The sequence below is a fragment of the Roseibium salinum genome (assembly GCF_026240905.1).
GTDB lineage: Bacteria > Pseudomonadota > Alphaproteobacteria > Rhizobiales > Stappiaceae > Roseibium > Roseibium salinum.
On record NZ_JAPEVI010000003.1, the window covers coordinates 4,737,460 to 4,752,153 of the forward strand.

12 protein-coding genes and 1 pseudogene are annotated in these 14,694 nt (G+C 63.0%); 5 read left to right on the forward strand and 8 right to left on the reverse strand.

The window, feature by feature from the left end; genetic code table 11:
- Window positions 1–52 precede the first annotated feature (52 nt).
- Window positions 53–2,236, forward strand: a complete 2,184-nt coding sequence (gene flhA / locus ON753_RS26300) for a flagellar biosynthesis protein FlhA (RefSeq protein WP_265966966.1) — start codon at window positions 53–55, stop codon at window positions 2,234–2,236.
- 30 nt (window positions 2,237–2,266) lie between these two features.
- Here flhA and ON753_RS26305 read toward each other — a convergent pair whose 3' ends face one another.
- The gene (locus ON753_RS26305; protein ID WP_265966967.1) at window positions 2,267–2,542 is read right to left on the reverse strand and encodes a flagellar biosynthesis protein; all 276 of its coding nucleotides are present in this window, start codon (window positions 2,540–2,542) and stop codon (window positions 2,267–2,269) included.
- A gap of 147 nt (window positions 2,543–2,689) precedes the next feature.
- On the opposite strand from ON753_RS26305, the gene ON753_RS26310 reads away from it, so the two are divergent.
- Window positions 2,690–3,301 (forward strand): GNAT family N-acetyltransferase, encoded by a 612-nt coding sequence (locus tag ON753_RS26310; RefSeq protein WP_265966968.1) that lies wholly within the window; start codon window positions 2,690–2,692, stop codon window positions 3,299–3,301.
- Between the two features lie 71 nt (window positions 3,302–3,372).
- On the opposite strand, the gene mtnA is transcribed toward ON753_RS26310, so the two are convergent.
- Window positions 3,373–4,479 carry an S-methyl-5-thioribose-1-phosphate isomerase gene (gene mtnA, locus ON753_RS26315; protein ID WP_265967286.1) on the reverse strand — a complete coding sequence of 369 codons (1,107 nt, stop codon included), beginning with the start codon at window positions 4,477–4,479 and terminating at the stop codon, window positions 3,373–3,375.
- A 230-nt stretch (window positions 4,480–4,709) separates the two neighbouring features.
- Here mtnA and ON753_RS26320 point away from each other — a divergent pair, with 230 nt between their 5' ends.
- Complete coding sequence (locus tag ON753_RS26320) at window positions 4,710–5,291, forward strand: hypothetical protein (RefSeq protein ID WP_265966969.1); 582 nt, start codon at window positions 4,710–4,712, stop codon at window positions 5,289–5,291.
- Between the two features lie 157 nt (window positions 5,292–5,448).
- On the opposite strand, the gene ON753_RS26325 is transcribed toward ON753_RS26320, so the two are convergent.
- From ON753_RS26325 to ON753_RS26335, 3 genes and pseudogenes are all read right to left on the reverse strand, one after another.
- Window positions 5,449–5,853 (reverse strand): hypothetical protein, encoded by a 405-nt coding sequence (locus ON753_RS26325; RefSeq protein ID WP_265966970.1) that lies wholly within the window; start codon window positions 5,851–5,853, stop codon window positions 5,449–5,451.
- A gap of 41 nt (window positions 5,854–5,894) precedes the next feature.
- Window positions 5,895–6,823 (reverse strand): annotated as a pseudogene (locus ON753_RS26330) (metallophosphoesterase family protein).
- Between the two features lie 82 nt (window positions 6,824–6,905).
- Window positions 6,906–7,031: a hypothetical protein gene (locus ON753_RS26335; RefSeq protein WP_265966971.1), complete on the reverse strand. Its 126-nt coding sequence runs from the start codon at window positions 7,029–7,031 to the stop codon at window positions 6,906–6,908.
- Between the two features lie 347 nt (window positions 7,032–7,378).
- Here ON753_RS26335 and ON753_RS26340 point away from each other — a divergent pair, with 347 nt between their 5' ends.
- Window positions 7,379–7,864 (forward strand): NUDIX domain-containing protein, encoded by a 486-nt coding sequence (locus ON753_RS26340; protein ID WP_265966973.1) that lies wholly within the window; start codon window positions 7,379–7,381, stop codon window positions 7,862–7,864.
- Between the two features lie 21 nt (window positions 7,865–7,885).
- On the opposite strand, the gene ON753_RS26345 is transcribed toward ON753_RS26340, so the two are convergent.
- Window positions 7,886–8,860: a glutathione S-transferase family protein gene (locus ON753_RS26345; protein WP_265966975.1), complete on the reverse strand. Its 975-nt coding sequence runs from the start codon at window positions 8,858–8,860 to the stop codon at window positions 7,886–7,888.
- Between the two features lie 372 nt (window positions 8,861–9,232).
- Between ON753_RS26345 and ON753_RS26350 the strand changes: the two genes are divergently transcribed.
- On the forward strand, window positions 9,233–9,739 hold the full coding sequence (locus ON753_RS26350) for a GNAT family N-acetyltransferase (protein WP_265966977.1): 507 nt from the start codon (window positions 9,233–9,235) through the stop codon (window positions 9,737–9,739).
- A 58-nt stretch (window positions 9,740–9,797) separates the two neighbouring features.
- On the opposite strand, the gene ON753_RS26355 is transcribed toward ON753_RS26350, so the two are convergent.
- Window positions 9,798–11,873, reverse strand: coding sequence for a hypothetical protein (locus tag ON753_RS26355; protein ID WP_265966979.1), 2,076 nt, complete (start codon window positions 11,871–11,873; stop codon window positions 9,798–9,800).
- A gap of 8 nt (window positions 11,874–11,881) precedes the next feature.
- Window positions 11,882–14,692: a DUF4159 domain-containing protein gene (locus tag ON753_RS26360; RefSeq protein WP_265966981.1), complete on the reverse strand. Its 2,811-nt coding sequence runs from the start codon at window positions 14,690–14,692 to the stop codon at window positions 11,882–11,884.
- Window positions 14,693–14,694 lie beyond the last annotated feature (2 nt).

A 14,694-nucleotide genomic window follows, 5' to 3' on the forward strand; every position in this document is an offset into this window, starting at 1 on the left:
AAAGGCGCTGAAGATCCTTAGAAAAAGCGCGCATTGGGAACCGGATAACGGCATGTCGGACACGGCAGCAGGCGAACAGGGCGGGTCGGGCGGATCCGGACAGGAAAAGCAACCGCAGCCGGTTGTGGCGCAGCCTGGCGCGGGCTCCGCCATCGTGCCCGGCATACGGGAGCTGATCGATACCCTGCGCAAGGGCGATGTCGGCCTTGCCACCGGTATCCTGGTCATCCTGACCCTGCTGATCCTGCCAATGCCGCCGATGATGCTGGACATGTTCCTGGCGGTTTCCATCATCTTCTCGGTCATGATCCTCATGACCGGCCTGTTCATCCAGAAGCCTCTGGAATTCTCGTCCTTTCCGACCGTTCTCCTGATTGCGACCATGCTGCGGCTCGGGCTCAACATCGCTTCCACGCGGCTGATCCTGGCAAATGGCCATGAGGGCACGGCGGCGGCCGGAAACGTCATCCAGTCCTTCGGCAATCTCGTCATGGGCGGGAATTTCGTCATCGGGATCATCGTCTTCTCGATCCTGGTGATCGTGAACTTCGTCGTCATCACAAAAGGCTCCGGCCGTATCGCGGAAGTGGCCGCCCGCTTCACGCTGGACGCAATGCCCGGCAAGCAGATGGCCATCGATGCGGACCTTTCCGCCGGCCTGATCGACGAAGCCGAAGCAAAGAGCCGCCGCAAGGCGCTTGAAGACGAGAGCTCGTTTTTCGGGGCCATGGACGGTGCGTCGAAATTCGTGCGCGGCGACGCAATCGCCGGCCTGCTGATCACGTTCATCAACATCCTCGGCGGCATCTTCATCGGTGTCGCCCAGATGGAACTCACGTTCTCCGAGGCGGCCAACAACTACACCCTGCTGACGATCGGCGACGGCCTGGTTTCACAGATCCCGGCGCTGATCGTCTCGACCTCCGCCGGCCTTCTCGTTTCCAAGGCAGGCGTTCACGGCGCCGCCGACAAGGCGCTGACAAGCCAGTTCACCGGGTATCCCAAGGCGCTCGGCATGTCCGCGGCGGTCATGGTGATCCTCGCGCTGCTGCCGGGCATGCCGATGGTGCCGTTCCTGTCTCTCGCAGGACTGGCCGGCTACCTTGCCTTCCAGATCGGGGCCAGGAAGAAGCGCGAAGCGGCCCAGGTCGCCCAGAAGAAGGCGGTCGATGAGGCTCCCAAGCCGACGCCGGAGCCGCCGATCACCGATGCGCTCAAGATGGACGAGCTGCGGATCGAGCTCGGCTACGCGCTGCTGCCGCTGATCAACGGCAAGGCGCAGGGCGGAACCGACGTTCTGACCGAACAGATCAAGGCACTGCGCCGCCAGATTGCCGGCGACATGGGCGTCATCATGCCGCCCGTGCGCATTCTCGACAATATCCAGCTCGGCGCCAACGACTATGTCATCAAGGTCAAGGAAGTGGAGGCCGGGCGGGGCGTGCTCTATCCGAACCACTTCATGGTCATGGACCCGGCGGGCGGGCAGGTGAAACTGCCGGGCACGCATACGACGGAACCGACCTTCGGCCTTCCGGCCACCTGGGTGGAGGCGCAGTACCGCGAGGACGCGTCCCTGCGCGGTTATACCGTGGTCGATCCGGCAACCGTCCTGTCCACGCATCTGACGGAAACGATCAAGGCCAATATCAGCGAACTTCTCACCTATGGCGACGTCCAGAAGCTTCTGAAGGAGCTGCAGGGCGAGCAGGCCAAGCTGGTCGAGGATCTCATTCCCTCGCAGATCACCGTATCGGGTGTCCAGCGGGTCCTGCAGGCGCTGCTTACCGAGCGGATTTCCATCCGCGATCTCGGCACCATCCTGGAAGGCGTTTCGGAAGCAACCGGCATGACCCGCAACACCGACACGATCGCCGAACATGTCCGCACGCGCCTCGGACGGCAGATCTGCGCCGCCAATCTAGCGCCGGGCGGTTACCTGCCGCTGATCGCGATGTCGCCGCAATGGGAACAGGCCTTCCTGGAATCGATCATCGGCGACGGGGACGACCGCCAGCTCGCCATGCAGCCGAGCAAGCTGCAGGAATTCGTCGGCAGGGTGAGGGACGCCTTCGAGGAAGCCGCCCAGCAGGGCGAAGTGCCGGTGCTGCTGACGTCACCGCAGACGCGGCCTTTCGTCCGCTCGATCGTCGAACGCTTCCGGGCCCATACGACGGTCATGAGCCAGGGAGAGGTTCACCCGCGCATCAAGCTGAAGACGATCGGCTCGATCTGATCGCGGTTGGTGCGGATTTCCGGCAGGATTTCAAACGACCACGTTGATACGCGACATGACGGCCGTCGGGCTTGCATAGGCCCCGAGCTGGCTCTGGTTCTGCATCACGAAGACGGTGTTGGCCTGCGACGAGTGGATGGAGATGTTGCTGAAGTTGTTCGCGATGTTGCGGAGCTGCTGGGTCTGCTTGAGAGCATTGGCGCGCCGCGTGGTCCAGCCCTTGTTATAGTCGGACCAGGTCTTTTTCCGCTGCGAACCGAAGCGGCTGTGATATTCGCGCTGAACGTAGTTTCCGACTTTGGCCATGGTTGCATCTTTCCTGGATACATTCCGACTTTCCCAGATCCTCGTTAACAACCGGTAAACAGCTCGCAATACGCGATTTGGCCACTTGGAGGCCGTGCCTCCAACTGCTAAGGCACGTCCAGTTTAGGATTGTCCATCGGAGGTGACATGTCTGAGCGGGTGCTCGATCTGAATGGCTATACGGATGTCCCGGCGGGAAAGATCGCCTTTGTGGTCACGTTCCTCGAAATGCGAGAGGCCCCTGAAAAGCCCCTCGCGCCTGCCAGGGACGACCTGAGGCTGGAGCGCTGGCAACGGCCGGATGTGGATGAGTATCGCGCGCTGTTCCGGGAGATCGGTGCGGACTGGATCTGGTTCGGGCGCCTGGCGCTTGCCGAGGAAACTCTTGAAAAAATGCTGGCCGAGCAGACGCGGGAGAATTTCCGGGCCGTCAGGAACGGCAAGCCAGTCGGCATGCTGGAACTCGATTATGCGGACCCGGCCGAACCCGTGGTTTCCTATTTCGGGCTGACCCCGGAGGCGATCGGCGGCGGTGTGGGGCGCTGGCTGATGGCCCAGGCTGTCGCCATGGCCTGGGGCCGCCCTGAGACGAAGCGGCTATGGCTGCACACCTGCACCGGCGACAGTCCGCAGGCGCTCGGCTTCTACCAGTCCTGCGGCTTCAGGCCCTACAAGCGGGCCGTCGAAATCGCGGACGACCCACGGCTCCTGGGAATCTACCCCAGGGACAAGGCGCCGCACGTGCCGGTGATCGAGTAGCGGTCCCGCCCGGCTTCGGCGCGCATCGGCACTTGCTGGCAAGACGCGCTGAGCGACCTGTGGCACCCGGCCTAGGCACTGACCCTCACACGTTCCGGGAAGGCTTCGGCAAGGGACTGCCGGTTGGCGCCAAGGACGCCGCGTTCGGTGATCAGGCCGGTCACCAGCCGGGCCGGGGTCACGTCGAAGGCCGGGTTTCCGACCGGCGAGCCGTCCGCGACAATATTGATCGTTTCGATTGCGCCGCTGTCGGTCCGGCCCGTCATGCGGCTGACTTCGGTGCCGCTGCGCTCCTCGATCGGGATTTCCCGGATACCGTCGGAGAGGGAAAAATCGATGGTCGGCGAGGGAAGGGCGACGTAGAACGGCAGGTCGCAGTCCCTGGCGGCCAGGGCCTTCAGATACGTGCCGATCTTGTTGCAGACATCGCCGGTTGCCGTCGTGCGGTCCGTACCGGTGATCACCATGTCCACCTCGCCATGCTGCATCAGATGGCCGCCGGCATTGTCGGCGATCACGGTGTGCGGCACGCCGTGGTGCCCCAGTTCCCAGGCCGTCAGGAAGGCCCCCTGGTTGCGCGGCCGGGTTTCGTCCACCCAGACATGGACCTGAATGCCGCTGTCGTGCGCCATGTAGACCGGCGCGGTCGCCGTGCCCCAGTCGACCGTTGCCAGCCAGCCGGCATTGCAGTGGGTGAGAATGTTCACCGGCTCGCCCTCGCGCTTGGTGCGCGCGATCGCGGTGATGATGTCCATGCCGTGCATGCCGATGGCCATATTGATCGCGATGTCTTCGTCGCAGATATCGTTGGCCAGCACGAAGGCCGCGTCCGCCCGGCCTTCCGGCGCGACCTGGATGAGTGTCTTGCGGGCGCGGTCCAGCGCCCAGTAGAGGTTCACGGCGGTTGGCCGGGTCTGCAGCAGGGCCGAGCAGGCCGCATCGAGAGAGGCATCAGAAGGATCGGCGCGCATTGCCAAGGCGACGCCATAGGCGGCGGTTGCCCCGATCAGCGGGGCTCCGCGCACCTGCATCACGCGAATCGCATGCGCGGCATCTTCCATCGTGTGCAGCTTTGCGATCTCGAACGCATACGGAAACTTGGTCTGGTCGATGATCTCGACAGACGCGCCGTCGGCCGCAAGCCAGATCGTGCGATACTTCTTCCCGTCGACATTCATGTCGAAATCTCCCGAAAATCCGCGATTTGTCTCTGAATAAACCATGATTAGGCTCCCGGCCAGAGCCGGTGTCACTGGCTTCACGGTTAAAAATCTCCTAAGCTGCGTTAACCATGATTGGATCAATGCCAGTGGAAACAGGGCACAAATGGGTCTCTTGCCCGTTTCTCGCCAAGGAGAGTCGGTTAAGACTCTATTGACCAAAGGCATAAAACGGAGTCAGGCACCTCATGTCTGAAATGCAGGATAACGTTGTTCCACATACGCGCATGCGCTCCTTGCGCGATGCGATCCGCAAGGTTCAGCTGGGTGAGGTTGAGCGCTCGGATGTGGTTGTCGAACTGCAGGAAACCGAGCGCGCCCGTCTGGACATGCTTGCAGACGAACTGAAGGACGTCTTCAAGGAGATCCCCGAAGACGATGACCAGTTCTCGCTGCAGATCGTCTCCGGCTCGACACCGCGCCTGTGGATCGATGCAACCAGTCACGTCGCCGTCGGCGGCGACCGCAGGACGTACCGGTTCCTCAAGGATACCCGCCTCGGCCGTGTGGTCATCCTGGAAACCGCCAATATCGACGATATGGCGGACTGCCTCACCGAATACATCGCCGAACGGGTCCTGGAGCGCGAAAAGGCGCTGGAAGGCGACTGGCTCAACAACCGCCTGCGCCAGGTTGCGCAGGACTCCAAGGTGGTCCGCGTCAAGGAAAGCCGGACGCCGTGGCTGGCCGTTGCAGGTGCCTTCGGTGTCGGCATCGCCGCCGGCGTCGTCGGCCTGATCGCCTTTGCCTGGTTCGCCAATCCGTTTTAACGATCGACTTGGCTTCTGCGCTACCTAATGGAGTCAGATGTCAGTCGATTGTCCGCAATTATCGGATTTACCTGATCCTGATGATCGGGACGCAATTCTCGCATTTGCTCAAACGATCTCGTGGTTATTAATACTGTGGATCGCGGGGAGTTTCCCTTCAGTTGCCGCTGTTTATTTCCTTCACGAATTTTTCTTTTTCAGTCTTGTACTCTATTAGGCACATTTCTTTGTTCTGCTTATACTTGGCCAGGCAGTGGCCAGGAAGTGAACTGGAGATCGCTACGTAAACGTGGATCATCTGCTCAATGCGGCGATCGTAGTCTATACCCCAACCTTCCAAATTGACGCGTGCCTCCTGGAAATAATGCGCACACTGCCTGTCCGGCGGTTCCGACGGCCAAGAAAACGCGCATTCCCTGAATGTGTCGTCAAATATATAGCGGTCAGTGAAGTAAAACAGGGACAGGTGTTTCTGAGACTTTTCATCCATCGGAAATATGTTTGCGAAAGCTTCGATTGCAAACAGGAAAAACAAAGCTGTCACAGTGATCTGTTTGACCATCTTTTTGCGCCATGGAATTGGGTAATATCGAACTTTGTTTCTCAGCCACCGTTCGGAATTTCCACCTGCCGCGATGCCAGGAGCGTGACCGGTTCGTTCGGTTCGTCGAAGCCGTGTTCCTCCATGTGGCAGGTCCAGCCGGAACCGTTCTTTTCGATCCGGAAGAAATTGTAGCGGGCGGCGGGTTTGCTGCCTCCGGGCGCGCTGGTCGCCGAGGGCACGCCGACGACCGGGACCGGGCCGGCCGGCCCCTCGATCGTCTCATAGCTTTCGATATGCGTGTGCCCGTGCAGAACCAGTTCCGCGCCCGCGCGCTTGACCACGGCGCGCACTCTTGAGGCATCCGAAAGCCGCTTGTGCCAGCGCGTTGCTTGCCGGAAAGGGGGTGGTGAAGCATGACGACCCGGAAGAGGCCTTCCTCGCCCAGGCCCTCGAGTATCTTTATCAGGCGCCGGCTCTGCTTGCTGCCGACCCGCCCAGTCGCAAACCAGGGACCACTGGCGCGCCCCGTGGTCACTCCGACCAGGGCAACGCCGTCGCGCCTGCGGACATAGGGGAACGTCGCTTCGTGCTTCGTTTCCCTGGCAGGGGCCTCCTCGGCATCGTCACCGGACATGTAGGGCCACCAGGCGCCACGGGCTTTCCTGATGGCCCCGGGCACATAGGCATCGTGATTGCCGGGAACGACGGAGACGTTGTGCGGATCGCCGATATCCTCAAGCCAGGTCCTGGCGCCGCTGATTTCGAGCGGGAGCGCGATATTGACCAGGTCGCCGGTCACCGCGATATGATCCGGCTCTCTCGCCTTCATGTCCTCGACCAGCTGTTCAAGGTAATTCCCGCCCATGAACCTGGAGCGATTGCGCCGCCAGTTGAGGTAGCCGAGAATGCGCTTTGAAAACAGTTGCAGAAGGTTTGGATCCGGCAGGGGACCGAGGTGAGGATCCGAGAGATGCGCGAGCTTGAACATGGAAGCGCATCTTCAAAGCATAGAGCGCCACGTCAAGGAAAAATGACGCGGCGCTCTATATGAAACAACGATTTGCCGCCGATCAGGACGCCGACTTGACCGGTTTGGTCTCAGCCGGAACCGGCTTGCGGGGCTTTGCCAGGCTGGTGTCCGCGGTGCGGGTGGTTTCGCGCAGCGCCGCTTCTACGACATTTACGAATCCGAACATCGGGCTTCTCCGTTGGATCTCTCTGCTGTCCGGGGGAGACAGCAGAAAGGCGACCTTAGTTGGTCGGGAAGGTGGACAGGGACGCAGCAATCCGCGGATTGCTGAGATCGACGGACGGCTTCCAGTGGAAGCGGTTCTGGCGGCGCTTGGCGAACAGGGAGTTGAACATCGGTTCTTCCTTAACGTGTGAGTCAGGCAGGGGAGGCTGCCTTCAAATTTGTCATCTTGCCCGATATATAGGCATTCGCCGTTCCGTCGAGCAGCGTTATTCTGACTTGGCTGCCCTGCAGTGGCCGCATGGGTCGATTAATTCCTGGTTCATGATTTGATCCGGTATCTTGGGAAAAATGCTGAAGATTCTCTCAATTCTGCCGCAAGGATGGACGCGGCGCCTGATCCAGGGAGCCGGGCTGTTCCGCAATCCCTACACCCTTGGCGTCAGGGTCATCATTGCCGATGAGCACGAGCGCGTTCTGCTGGTCCGCCACAGCTATATTCCGGGCTGGTATTTGCCGGGCGGCGGCGTGGACAGGGGAGAGACGCTCGAGGAGGCCGCCTGCCGGGAGGTCTTCGAGGAGGTCGGCATCGCCGCGGACTGCAAGCCGGCCCTGCTCAACATCTACCTCAACGAGGACGCAACGGGACGGGACCATGTCGGGCTGTTCCACATTCACCTGTGGTCCGGGACCGAGACCTTCCTGCGGCCGAACACGGAAATTGTCGAAGCCGCGTTCTTTCCGCTGAAGCAACTGCCGGACGGTCTCAGCCCCGCGACGCAGCGGCGGCTGAGGGAATTCCGGTCTGGTGATTTTTCAACCGGCGGCAGATGGTGAGCGCCGGCACAGGAAAAGGCGTCAGGCCGCTGCTTTCAGCCGGTCCCGGTTATGCGGGCTCGTGAAGTCGAGGACCGGGCCGACCGGGACGATGCGGTGCGGATTGATGGACTCGTGCGAGCCGTAATAGTGGTTCTTGATCGTCTCCATGTCGAGCGTGTCGGCAACGCCCGGAACCTGGTAGAGCTCGCGCAGGTAGTTCGACAGGTTCGGATAGTCCGCGATCCGGCGGATGTTGCATTTGAAATGGCCGACATAGACCGCGTCGAAGCGCAGCAACGTGGTGCACAGGCGCCAATCGGCTTCCGTCAGCCGGTCTCCAGCGAGATAGCGCTGCTGCGAGAGCCGGTCTTCCAGGAAGTCCAGTGTGTCGAACAGGGCGGTGACGGCCTCCTCATGGGCGTCCTGGGCGGTGGCAAAGCCCGCCTTGTAAACACCGTTGTTGACCGTGTGATAGACCCGCTCGTTGATCGCGTCGATCTCCGGACGCAAGTCCTTCGGATAGAAGTCCAGCGTCGAGCCGGTCAGGCCGTCGAAGGCCGAATTGAACATGCGGATGATCTCGGCGGATTCGTTGCTGACGATCGTGTTGTGATGTTTGTCCCAGAGGATCGGCACGGTCGCGCGGCCGGTAAATTGCGGGTCGGCCTTCACATAGATGTGCCAGGCATAGTCTGCGTCTGCGACAGGACCCGTTTCGGGAAACTCCCAGCCGTTTTCCAGCATGAGCGGCCGGGCTGCGGAAACGGAGATGAGGTCTTCCAGACCTTTCAGCTTGCGAAAGATCAGCGTGCGGTGTGCCCACGGACAGGCGTAGGAGACGAACAGATGGTAACGGCCTGCTTCAGCCTTGAAGCCGCCCTTGCCGCTCGGTCCGGCGGAGCCGTCGGCGGTGATCCAGTTCCGGAAGGTGGAATCCTTGCGGACAAACCGCCCCCCGGTAGACTTCGTGTCGTATCCCTGGTCCTTCCAGACGCCGTCAACCAGCAATCCCATAGCGTGCTCCTCTCGTTTCTCTCCTCTCAGGTTGTGTCCGGGCCGGGAAAATCAATCAACTGAATGCTGTGTTTCGCACGCGTGAACAATGGACATGCGGGTCAGCATTGCAAAAAGCGCTGGACCGGTCCGCCCGTTGGTGGTAACCGCTTTTCTTCACAAAAGATCCGCCGCTGAGCGAAAACGCATGCGGCATCACTGACGAGACTGGGATCAATGACCGCAGGTCTGATGCTCCGACGACGAACCAGCCGACGAGAAGCCTCTCGTTCGCACCGTCGCGGCTGACCTGATCCCGGAGTTTCCCGATTTATTTCATCTGGGCTGGAGGCAGGCGCGCTTGTTACAAGACTGCTTGCTGGGAAAAGCCACATGAAACAGACCACCTGGGTCATCCGGCCGGAAGACGCCTCCGACACGACTGCAATCGAAGACCTCCAGGCCGAAGCCTTCGGACCGGGAAGGTTCGCCCGCACGGCCTTCCGCATCCGGGAAGGTGTGCCGCACCGGCCGGATCTTTCCTTTGTCGGCGTTGCGGGCTCCCGTGTTGCCGGGTCCATCCGTCTGACACCGATCACGATCGGGGAAACCGTAGCCCTGCTGCTGGGGCCGCTGACCGTCTCTCCGGATTTCAAGAACCGGGGGCTCGGCAAGGCCCTGATGCGCACGGCCATGGACGCCGCTGCCGGGGCCGGCGACAAGGTCGTGCTGCTCGTCGGCGATGCGCCCTATTACAGCCCCTTCGGCTTCACGCAGGTGCCGTTCGGCCGGATTACCCTGCCGGGACCGGTCGACCCCGCCCGCCTGTTGATTGCACTGCTTGACGGGGGCGACATGCCGAGCGGTGCCGTGCATCCGGGTTGGATGCACGAGTCCTAGGTTCTGATCAGGTAATTCTTAATTCCTGACCAGGACCTAGAGCCGTCCTGACGGGGCGTTAACGCCCCTCGCGGTACCAGGTCAGGGACAGGGCGCCGAGCAGCAGGGCGAGGCCCAGGAAGCCGATTATCAGCGGATAGCGGTCGACGCCGTTCAGAACGCTTGCACCGGTCTCCTTGAGACCGATCCAGCCGTTGCCGGCATAGCTCGCCGACTGGCGCATGGACACGACGCGCGGCAGGCTGAGGTCGCCGCCCACGTCTCTCAAGCGCCGCGACGAAGCGCCGGTGGCTTCACTGATCGGGCTCAGCACTTCCGTGGTGGACAGCACGTCGGTGTATTCCCGCGGGTTTTGCGGACCGACGTGAATGAGCGCGTTCATTTCGCCGTCGGTGACGGAGTAAAGACCCGTTTCATTGGGCTTCAGGCTGCCGCGCCACAGGCCCGGCTCCTCTTCCTTCACGGGGACCTGCCTGCGGTCGCCTGTGGGTGCGACAACGGTGATGTCGCCGACGCTGTCGCCAAGGGTCTGGCGCTCGATGACAAGGTCCGTGCCACGCAGCGACACGTTCAGCGCCTCTTCCTCCAGATCCGGCTCCTGCATCAGCCAGTGGGCGAGGCGGCGCAACAGCGGAACATGCGGTCCGCCGCCTTCATATCCGCGCGCCCAGAGCCACACGTGGTCGGACAGCAGCATGGCCACCCGGCCTTCGCCCTCCCGGTTCAGGACCAGAAGCGGCGCGTCGCTCGGGCCGGACATCAAGGTCTGGCCCGCATCCAGTTCGGTATCGACCAGGCGGAACCAGCGGCTCCAGGCGGGCGGGTCCTGTTCCGCCCCCGGCAGGCCTCTGGTCACCGGATGCCGCTCGCCAAGTTCGGCAAGCCTTGCATGATAAGGCTGTTCCAGGACGGTGCCGGTCGGCCGCGCCGGCAGGATGGGCGCGAGCGGCGTGCGGTAGAGGCTGCCGCTTTCCGCGTAATCCGGTCCGCCGGCAAGCAGAACGGCGCCGCCCTCGCGCACATAGCGGGCGATGTTGTCGAAATAGAGCATCGGCAGAACGCCGCGCCGCACATAGCGGTCGAAGATGATCAGGTCGAACTGGTCGATCTTGACCGAGAACAATTCCCGCGTCGGAAAGGCGATCAGCGACAACTCGTTGATCGGCGTGCCGTCCTGCTTCTCGGGCGGGCGCAGGATGGTGAAATGCACCAGGTCGACCGAGGCATCGGACTTGAGGAGATTGCGCCACGTGCGCTCGCCCGCGTGGGGCGAGCCGGAGACCAGAAGAACGCGAAGATTTTCGCGGATGCCGTCGATCGTGACCACGGCCCGGTTGTTGAGGGTGGTCAACTCGTCCTGGAGAGGCTCGGCCTCGAATTCGAAGATATTGTCGCCGCCATGGTTGATTTCCACTGGAATGTCGATCTTCTCGCCCGTGCGTGCGGTCCGTTCGGTGACCACGTTCCCGTCGCGTTTGACGGTGAGGCGCACCTGGTCGCCCGGGCCGGTTGCCCGGCCCTGGTCGACGACGGTCAGGCTGACGGTCTGTTCGGATCCGACGAGGCCGAATCTCGGTGCCTTGTCCAGAACGATGCGGCGGTCGCGCTCGTCGGCGGTTCCTGTAATCAGTCCGTGGACCGGCGCGTCGAAGCCGAGGGATCCCGCATTGTTCGGCGTGTCGTGAATCTGGCCATCGCTGATGATGATCGCCCCACCGACCCGCTCCGGCGGCACGTCCGCAAGGCCATTCGTAAGGGTCTGAAAGAGCTCCGTTCCATCGCCGGATCCGGTGTTGCGTCCTTCCATGACCCGCACCTCGAAGCCTTCCAGCGCCTCGATCCGCTCCTGTATGGCCTCGGCGGTCTGGTCCGTTGTCGCCTCGCGGTCGCGCAGGCGCTGGCTCTGGCTCTTGTCGACGACAAGGGCGACGATGCTCGACAACGGTTCGCGGTCTTCCCGCTCGACGGCCGGATTGGCCAGTGCCAGAAGCAGGAGAGCCATGCTGAGGGCTCTCAGCAGCCAGCCGCGCAAACTGAGAAATGCGGCAAGGATCGACAGCACCAGGGCGATGCCGAGGCCGGTGTAGAGCGCCCAGAGAGGAAGCAACGGGGCAAAGGAGAGAGACCAGACCATCTGCGTTCCTATTGTCCGAGCCGTTCGAGCAAGGCGGGAATGTGCACCTGATCGGCCTTGTAGTTGCCGGTCAGGCTGTACATGACGATGTTGACGCCCGAGCGGAAGGCGTAATCGCGTTGCGAGCGATCGTTGGGCACGGTCGGATACATGAAGTCACCCGACGGGGCGATCGCCCAGGCCGCCGCAAAGTCGTTTCCGGTGATCAGGAGCGGCGATACTCCGTCGCCCGCCCGCACCGGACGGTCGCCGCGCGCGGAAATCTCCTCGAGGCTTTCAACCCACAAGGGACTGGTCGAATAGCGGCCCGGGAAGGTTTCCAGAAGATAGAATGCCTTTGTCAGCACATGGTCGGGCGGAACCGGTTCCAGGGGCGGAACGTCCAGGTCCTCCAGGATTTCCCGCAGTTTCAGGGTCGCCGGCGTGGTTGAGAAACCATTGGCCGCCGTGTTGATGTGGTCGCGCGTATCGAACAGGATCGTGCCGCCGTTGCGCATGAACGTGTCGATGCGGGCAATAGTGCGCCCGTCCGGCTTGTCGACCGCCGGATCGATCGGCCAATAGAGCAGGGAATAGAATGACAGTTCGTCCCGGGCGATATCGATTGCGATCGGATCTCCCGGCTCCAGGGCCGTGCGTTCGGCCAGAAAGCGGGAGAGGCCCGCAAGACCGGCGGCGCTGGTGTCGTCGATTTCCGGGTTGCCGGTAATCACGTAGGCCAGCCGGGTCTCTAGGGTCGATTCCAGAGCCCTGAGGTCGCCGGAATCCGACTGGGCGCGGGCAGCGTCCGGGCCGGAGACGGCCAGGGCGGTGGTGCCGAGGGCGAGTGCAACGGCGATGCCGGCGGTCCTTGTGCGCAGGCGGACGCGGCTCAGCCCGCCGGCCAGCAGGAACACGGCGATCGCGTCGAGGACCAGCAACAGGAATGCGAGCGTGAAAAACACGGAACGCAGATCGAACGGATCGGATTCCGGATAAGCGGTTTCAACGGCATCGCCGCCAAGTGGCGACAGGTCGAGCGGCAACAGCTCGTCCTCCCTCTGCATCAGGTTCAGGGCGCGGAAGCCGTCCTCCGTGCCGTAAAGGCCGGGCGGCGTCCTGCGGCTGGCGGCTGCGTCGCGGAACACGGCCGCGTTGACTGGCGTGACCTCGACCGGCGGCGACTGAAAACGGCCATAGCCGTCAAGCAGGCGCAGGGGCGGCAGGACGCTCTGGGACGGCGTGCTGTCGTCCGGCGTCTCAGACGCGGCCGCGACATTGGAGACCGCCAGGATCCGGCGCAGCATGTTCAGGAAAACGCCGGAGAGCGGCAGGTTGGACCAGGTGGAGTCCGCCGTGACATGGAAAAGAACCATGTTTCCGGCACCCAGCGTATCGGCAGTGACGAGCGGCGTGCCGTCTTCCAGCATCGCCCAGGTCCGGTCGGGCAGGTCTGCCGTGGGTTCGGCCAGAACCTGCCGTGTGACGGTCACCTCGTCGTGTGTCTTCAGGCCGGAGAAGGGCGAATTTTTCGGAAAGTCGGCCAATTGCTGGGGTTGCTTCCATGTCAGCGAGCCGCCGAAGGACCGGTCGCCGTCCCTGAGGGTCACCGGTATCAGTTCGTCGCTGCCGCCGGCGGTCCTGGGGCCGGCAAACCGGACGAGCGTGCCGCCGTTTTGCACCCATTCACGCAGGGTCTCGACCGTGGTGTCCGGCAACCGGCCGACATCGGCGAGCACCAGAACGGAGATGCCCTGGTCGATGAGCGAAGGAACGGCGCGGGCGATGTCGGCCTCGCGCGGCTGGCGGATGTCGGAGAACGGCGCCAGGGCCCGCTCCAGATAGTAGATGGGCGAGAGAAGGGGCTGATCCAGGTCGCCGGACTGGCCGGAAATCAGGCCCACCGTGCGGCGCCGCCAGCTGTCGTCGACCAGTTGCACGGCGCCGGCCGCGGCTTCGCCCGATATTTCGACGCGCGCGATGTCGTTGCGCAACTCGGTCGGCAATTCGAAGCGGACCGCCGTCTCGGTTTCGCCGGCAGCGAAGCGGCTCTGGACTTCGCCAAGGACGAGACCCTTCAGGTCGAGGGCCTGTACGGTTGCGGTACTGGCGTTGCGCGCCGGGTGCCTGACGACGGTGAGCGAAAGCGCTTCGGCATCGTTCGCCAGATCCTTCAAGCCCATGGGTGTTTCAAGGCCGGTCATCACCGTGACCGGGGCATCGCCGGCGATCCGGTCGAGATCGGCCGTGAAGCTGTCCGCGGTGCCGGTGTTGTCCGACAGCCAGACAATGGCGCCGGGCGGCGCTGAAGCTGCCGCTTCGGCCAGGCCGGCGCTCAGTTCGGCGCGGGGTGGGGGATAGGGACGGGGTTCGAGCGCGCGCAGTTTTTCAAGCGCAACAGCCGCCGATTCCGGCGTCATGTTCTGGCCGGGACCTTCGGCGGTCGCCGCAAAAAGGACGGGCTGGCCCGCCTGTTCGGCGGTGGTGAGGATCTGTTCGGCCGCACCTTTCTGCGCCTCCCAGTCCCTGGCGGAGGTCCAGCCGTTGTCGACGATCAGCCAAAGGACGCCATCGCCTGTTTGGACGGGGTCGGCGGTGCGCCAGACAGGACCGGCCAGAGCGATGATCAGCAGGGCGGCCAGGAGGAGGCGCAGCAGCGTCAGCCACCAGGGACTGCGCTGCGGCGTTTCCTCGTGCTGGTCGATGTCGAGCAGCAGGCGCGTCGGCGGAAATTGAACGCTGCGCGGGCGCGGCGGGGTCAGACGCAGCAGCCACCATATGACCGGCAGAAGGGCGAGTGCGGCCAGTATCCAGGGCGCGGTAAAGGTCAGCGGAAGCATGG

Coding starts and splice junctions, on each gene's coding strand:
- flhA (WP_265966966.1), top strand. CDS start 53: ATGTCGGACACGGCAGCAGGCGAACAGGGCGGGTCGGGCGGATCCGGA.
- ON753_RS26305 (WP_265966967.1), bottom strand. CDS start 2,542: ATGGCCAAAGTCGGAAACTACGTTCAGCGCGAATATCACAGCCGCTTC.
- ON753_RS26310 (WP_265966968.1), top strand. CDS start 2,690: ATGTCTGAGCGGGTGCTCGATCTGAATGGCTATACGGATGTCCCGGCG.
- mtnA (WP_265967286.1), bottom strand. CDS start 4,479: ATGAATGTCGACGGGAAGAAGTATCGCACGATCTGGCTTGCGGCCGAC.
- ON753_RS26320 (WP_265966969.1), top strand. CDS start 4,710: ATGTCTGAAATGCAGGATAACGTTGTTCCACATACGCGCATGCGCTCC.
- ON753_RS26325 (WP_265966970.1), bottom strand. CDS start 5,853: ATGGTCAAACAGATCACTGTGACAGCTTTGTTTTTCCTGTTTGCAATC.
- ON753_RS26335 (WP_265966971.1), bottom strand. CDS start 7,031: ATGTTCGGATTCGTAAATGTCGTAGAAGCGGCGCTGCGCGAAACCACC.
- ON753_RS26340 (WP_265966973.1), top strand. CDS start 7,379: ATGCTGAAGATTCTCTCAATTCTGCCGCAAGGATGGACGCGGCGCCTG.
- ON753_RS26345 (WP_265966975.1), bottom strand. CDS start 8,860: ATGGGATTGCTGGTTGACGGCGTCTGGAAGGACCAGGGATACGACACG.
- ON753_RS26350 (WP_265966977.1), top strand. CDS start 9,233: ATGAAACAGACCACCTGGGTCATCCGGCCGGAAGACGCCTCCGACACG.
- ON753_RS26355 (WP_265966979.1), bottom strand. CDS start 11,873: ATGGTCTGGTCTCTCTCCTTTGCCCCGTTGCTTCCTCTCTGGGCGCTC.
- ON753_RS26360 (WP_265966981.1), bottom strand. CDS start 14,692: ATGCTTCCGCTGACCTTTACCGCGCCCTGGATACTGGCCGCACTCGCC.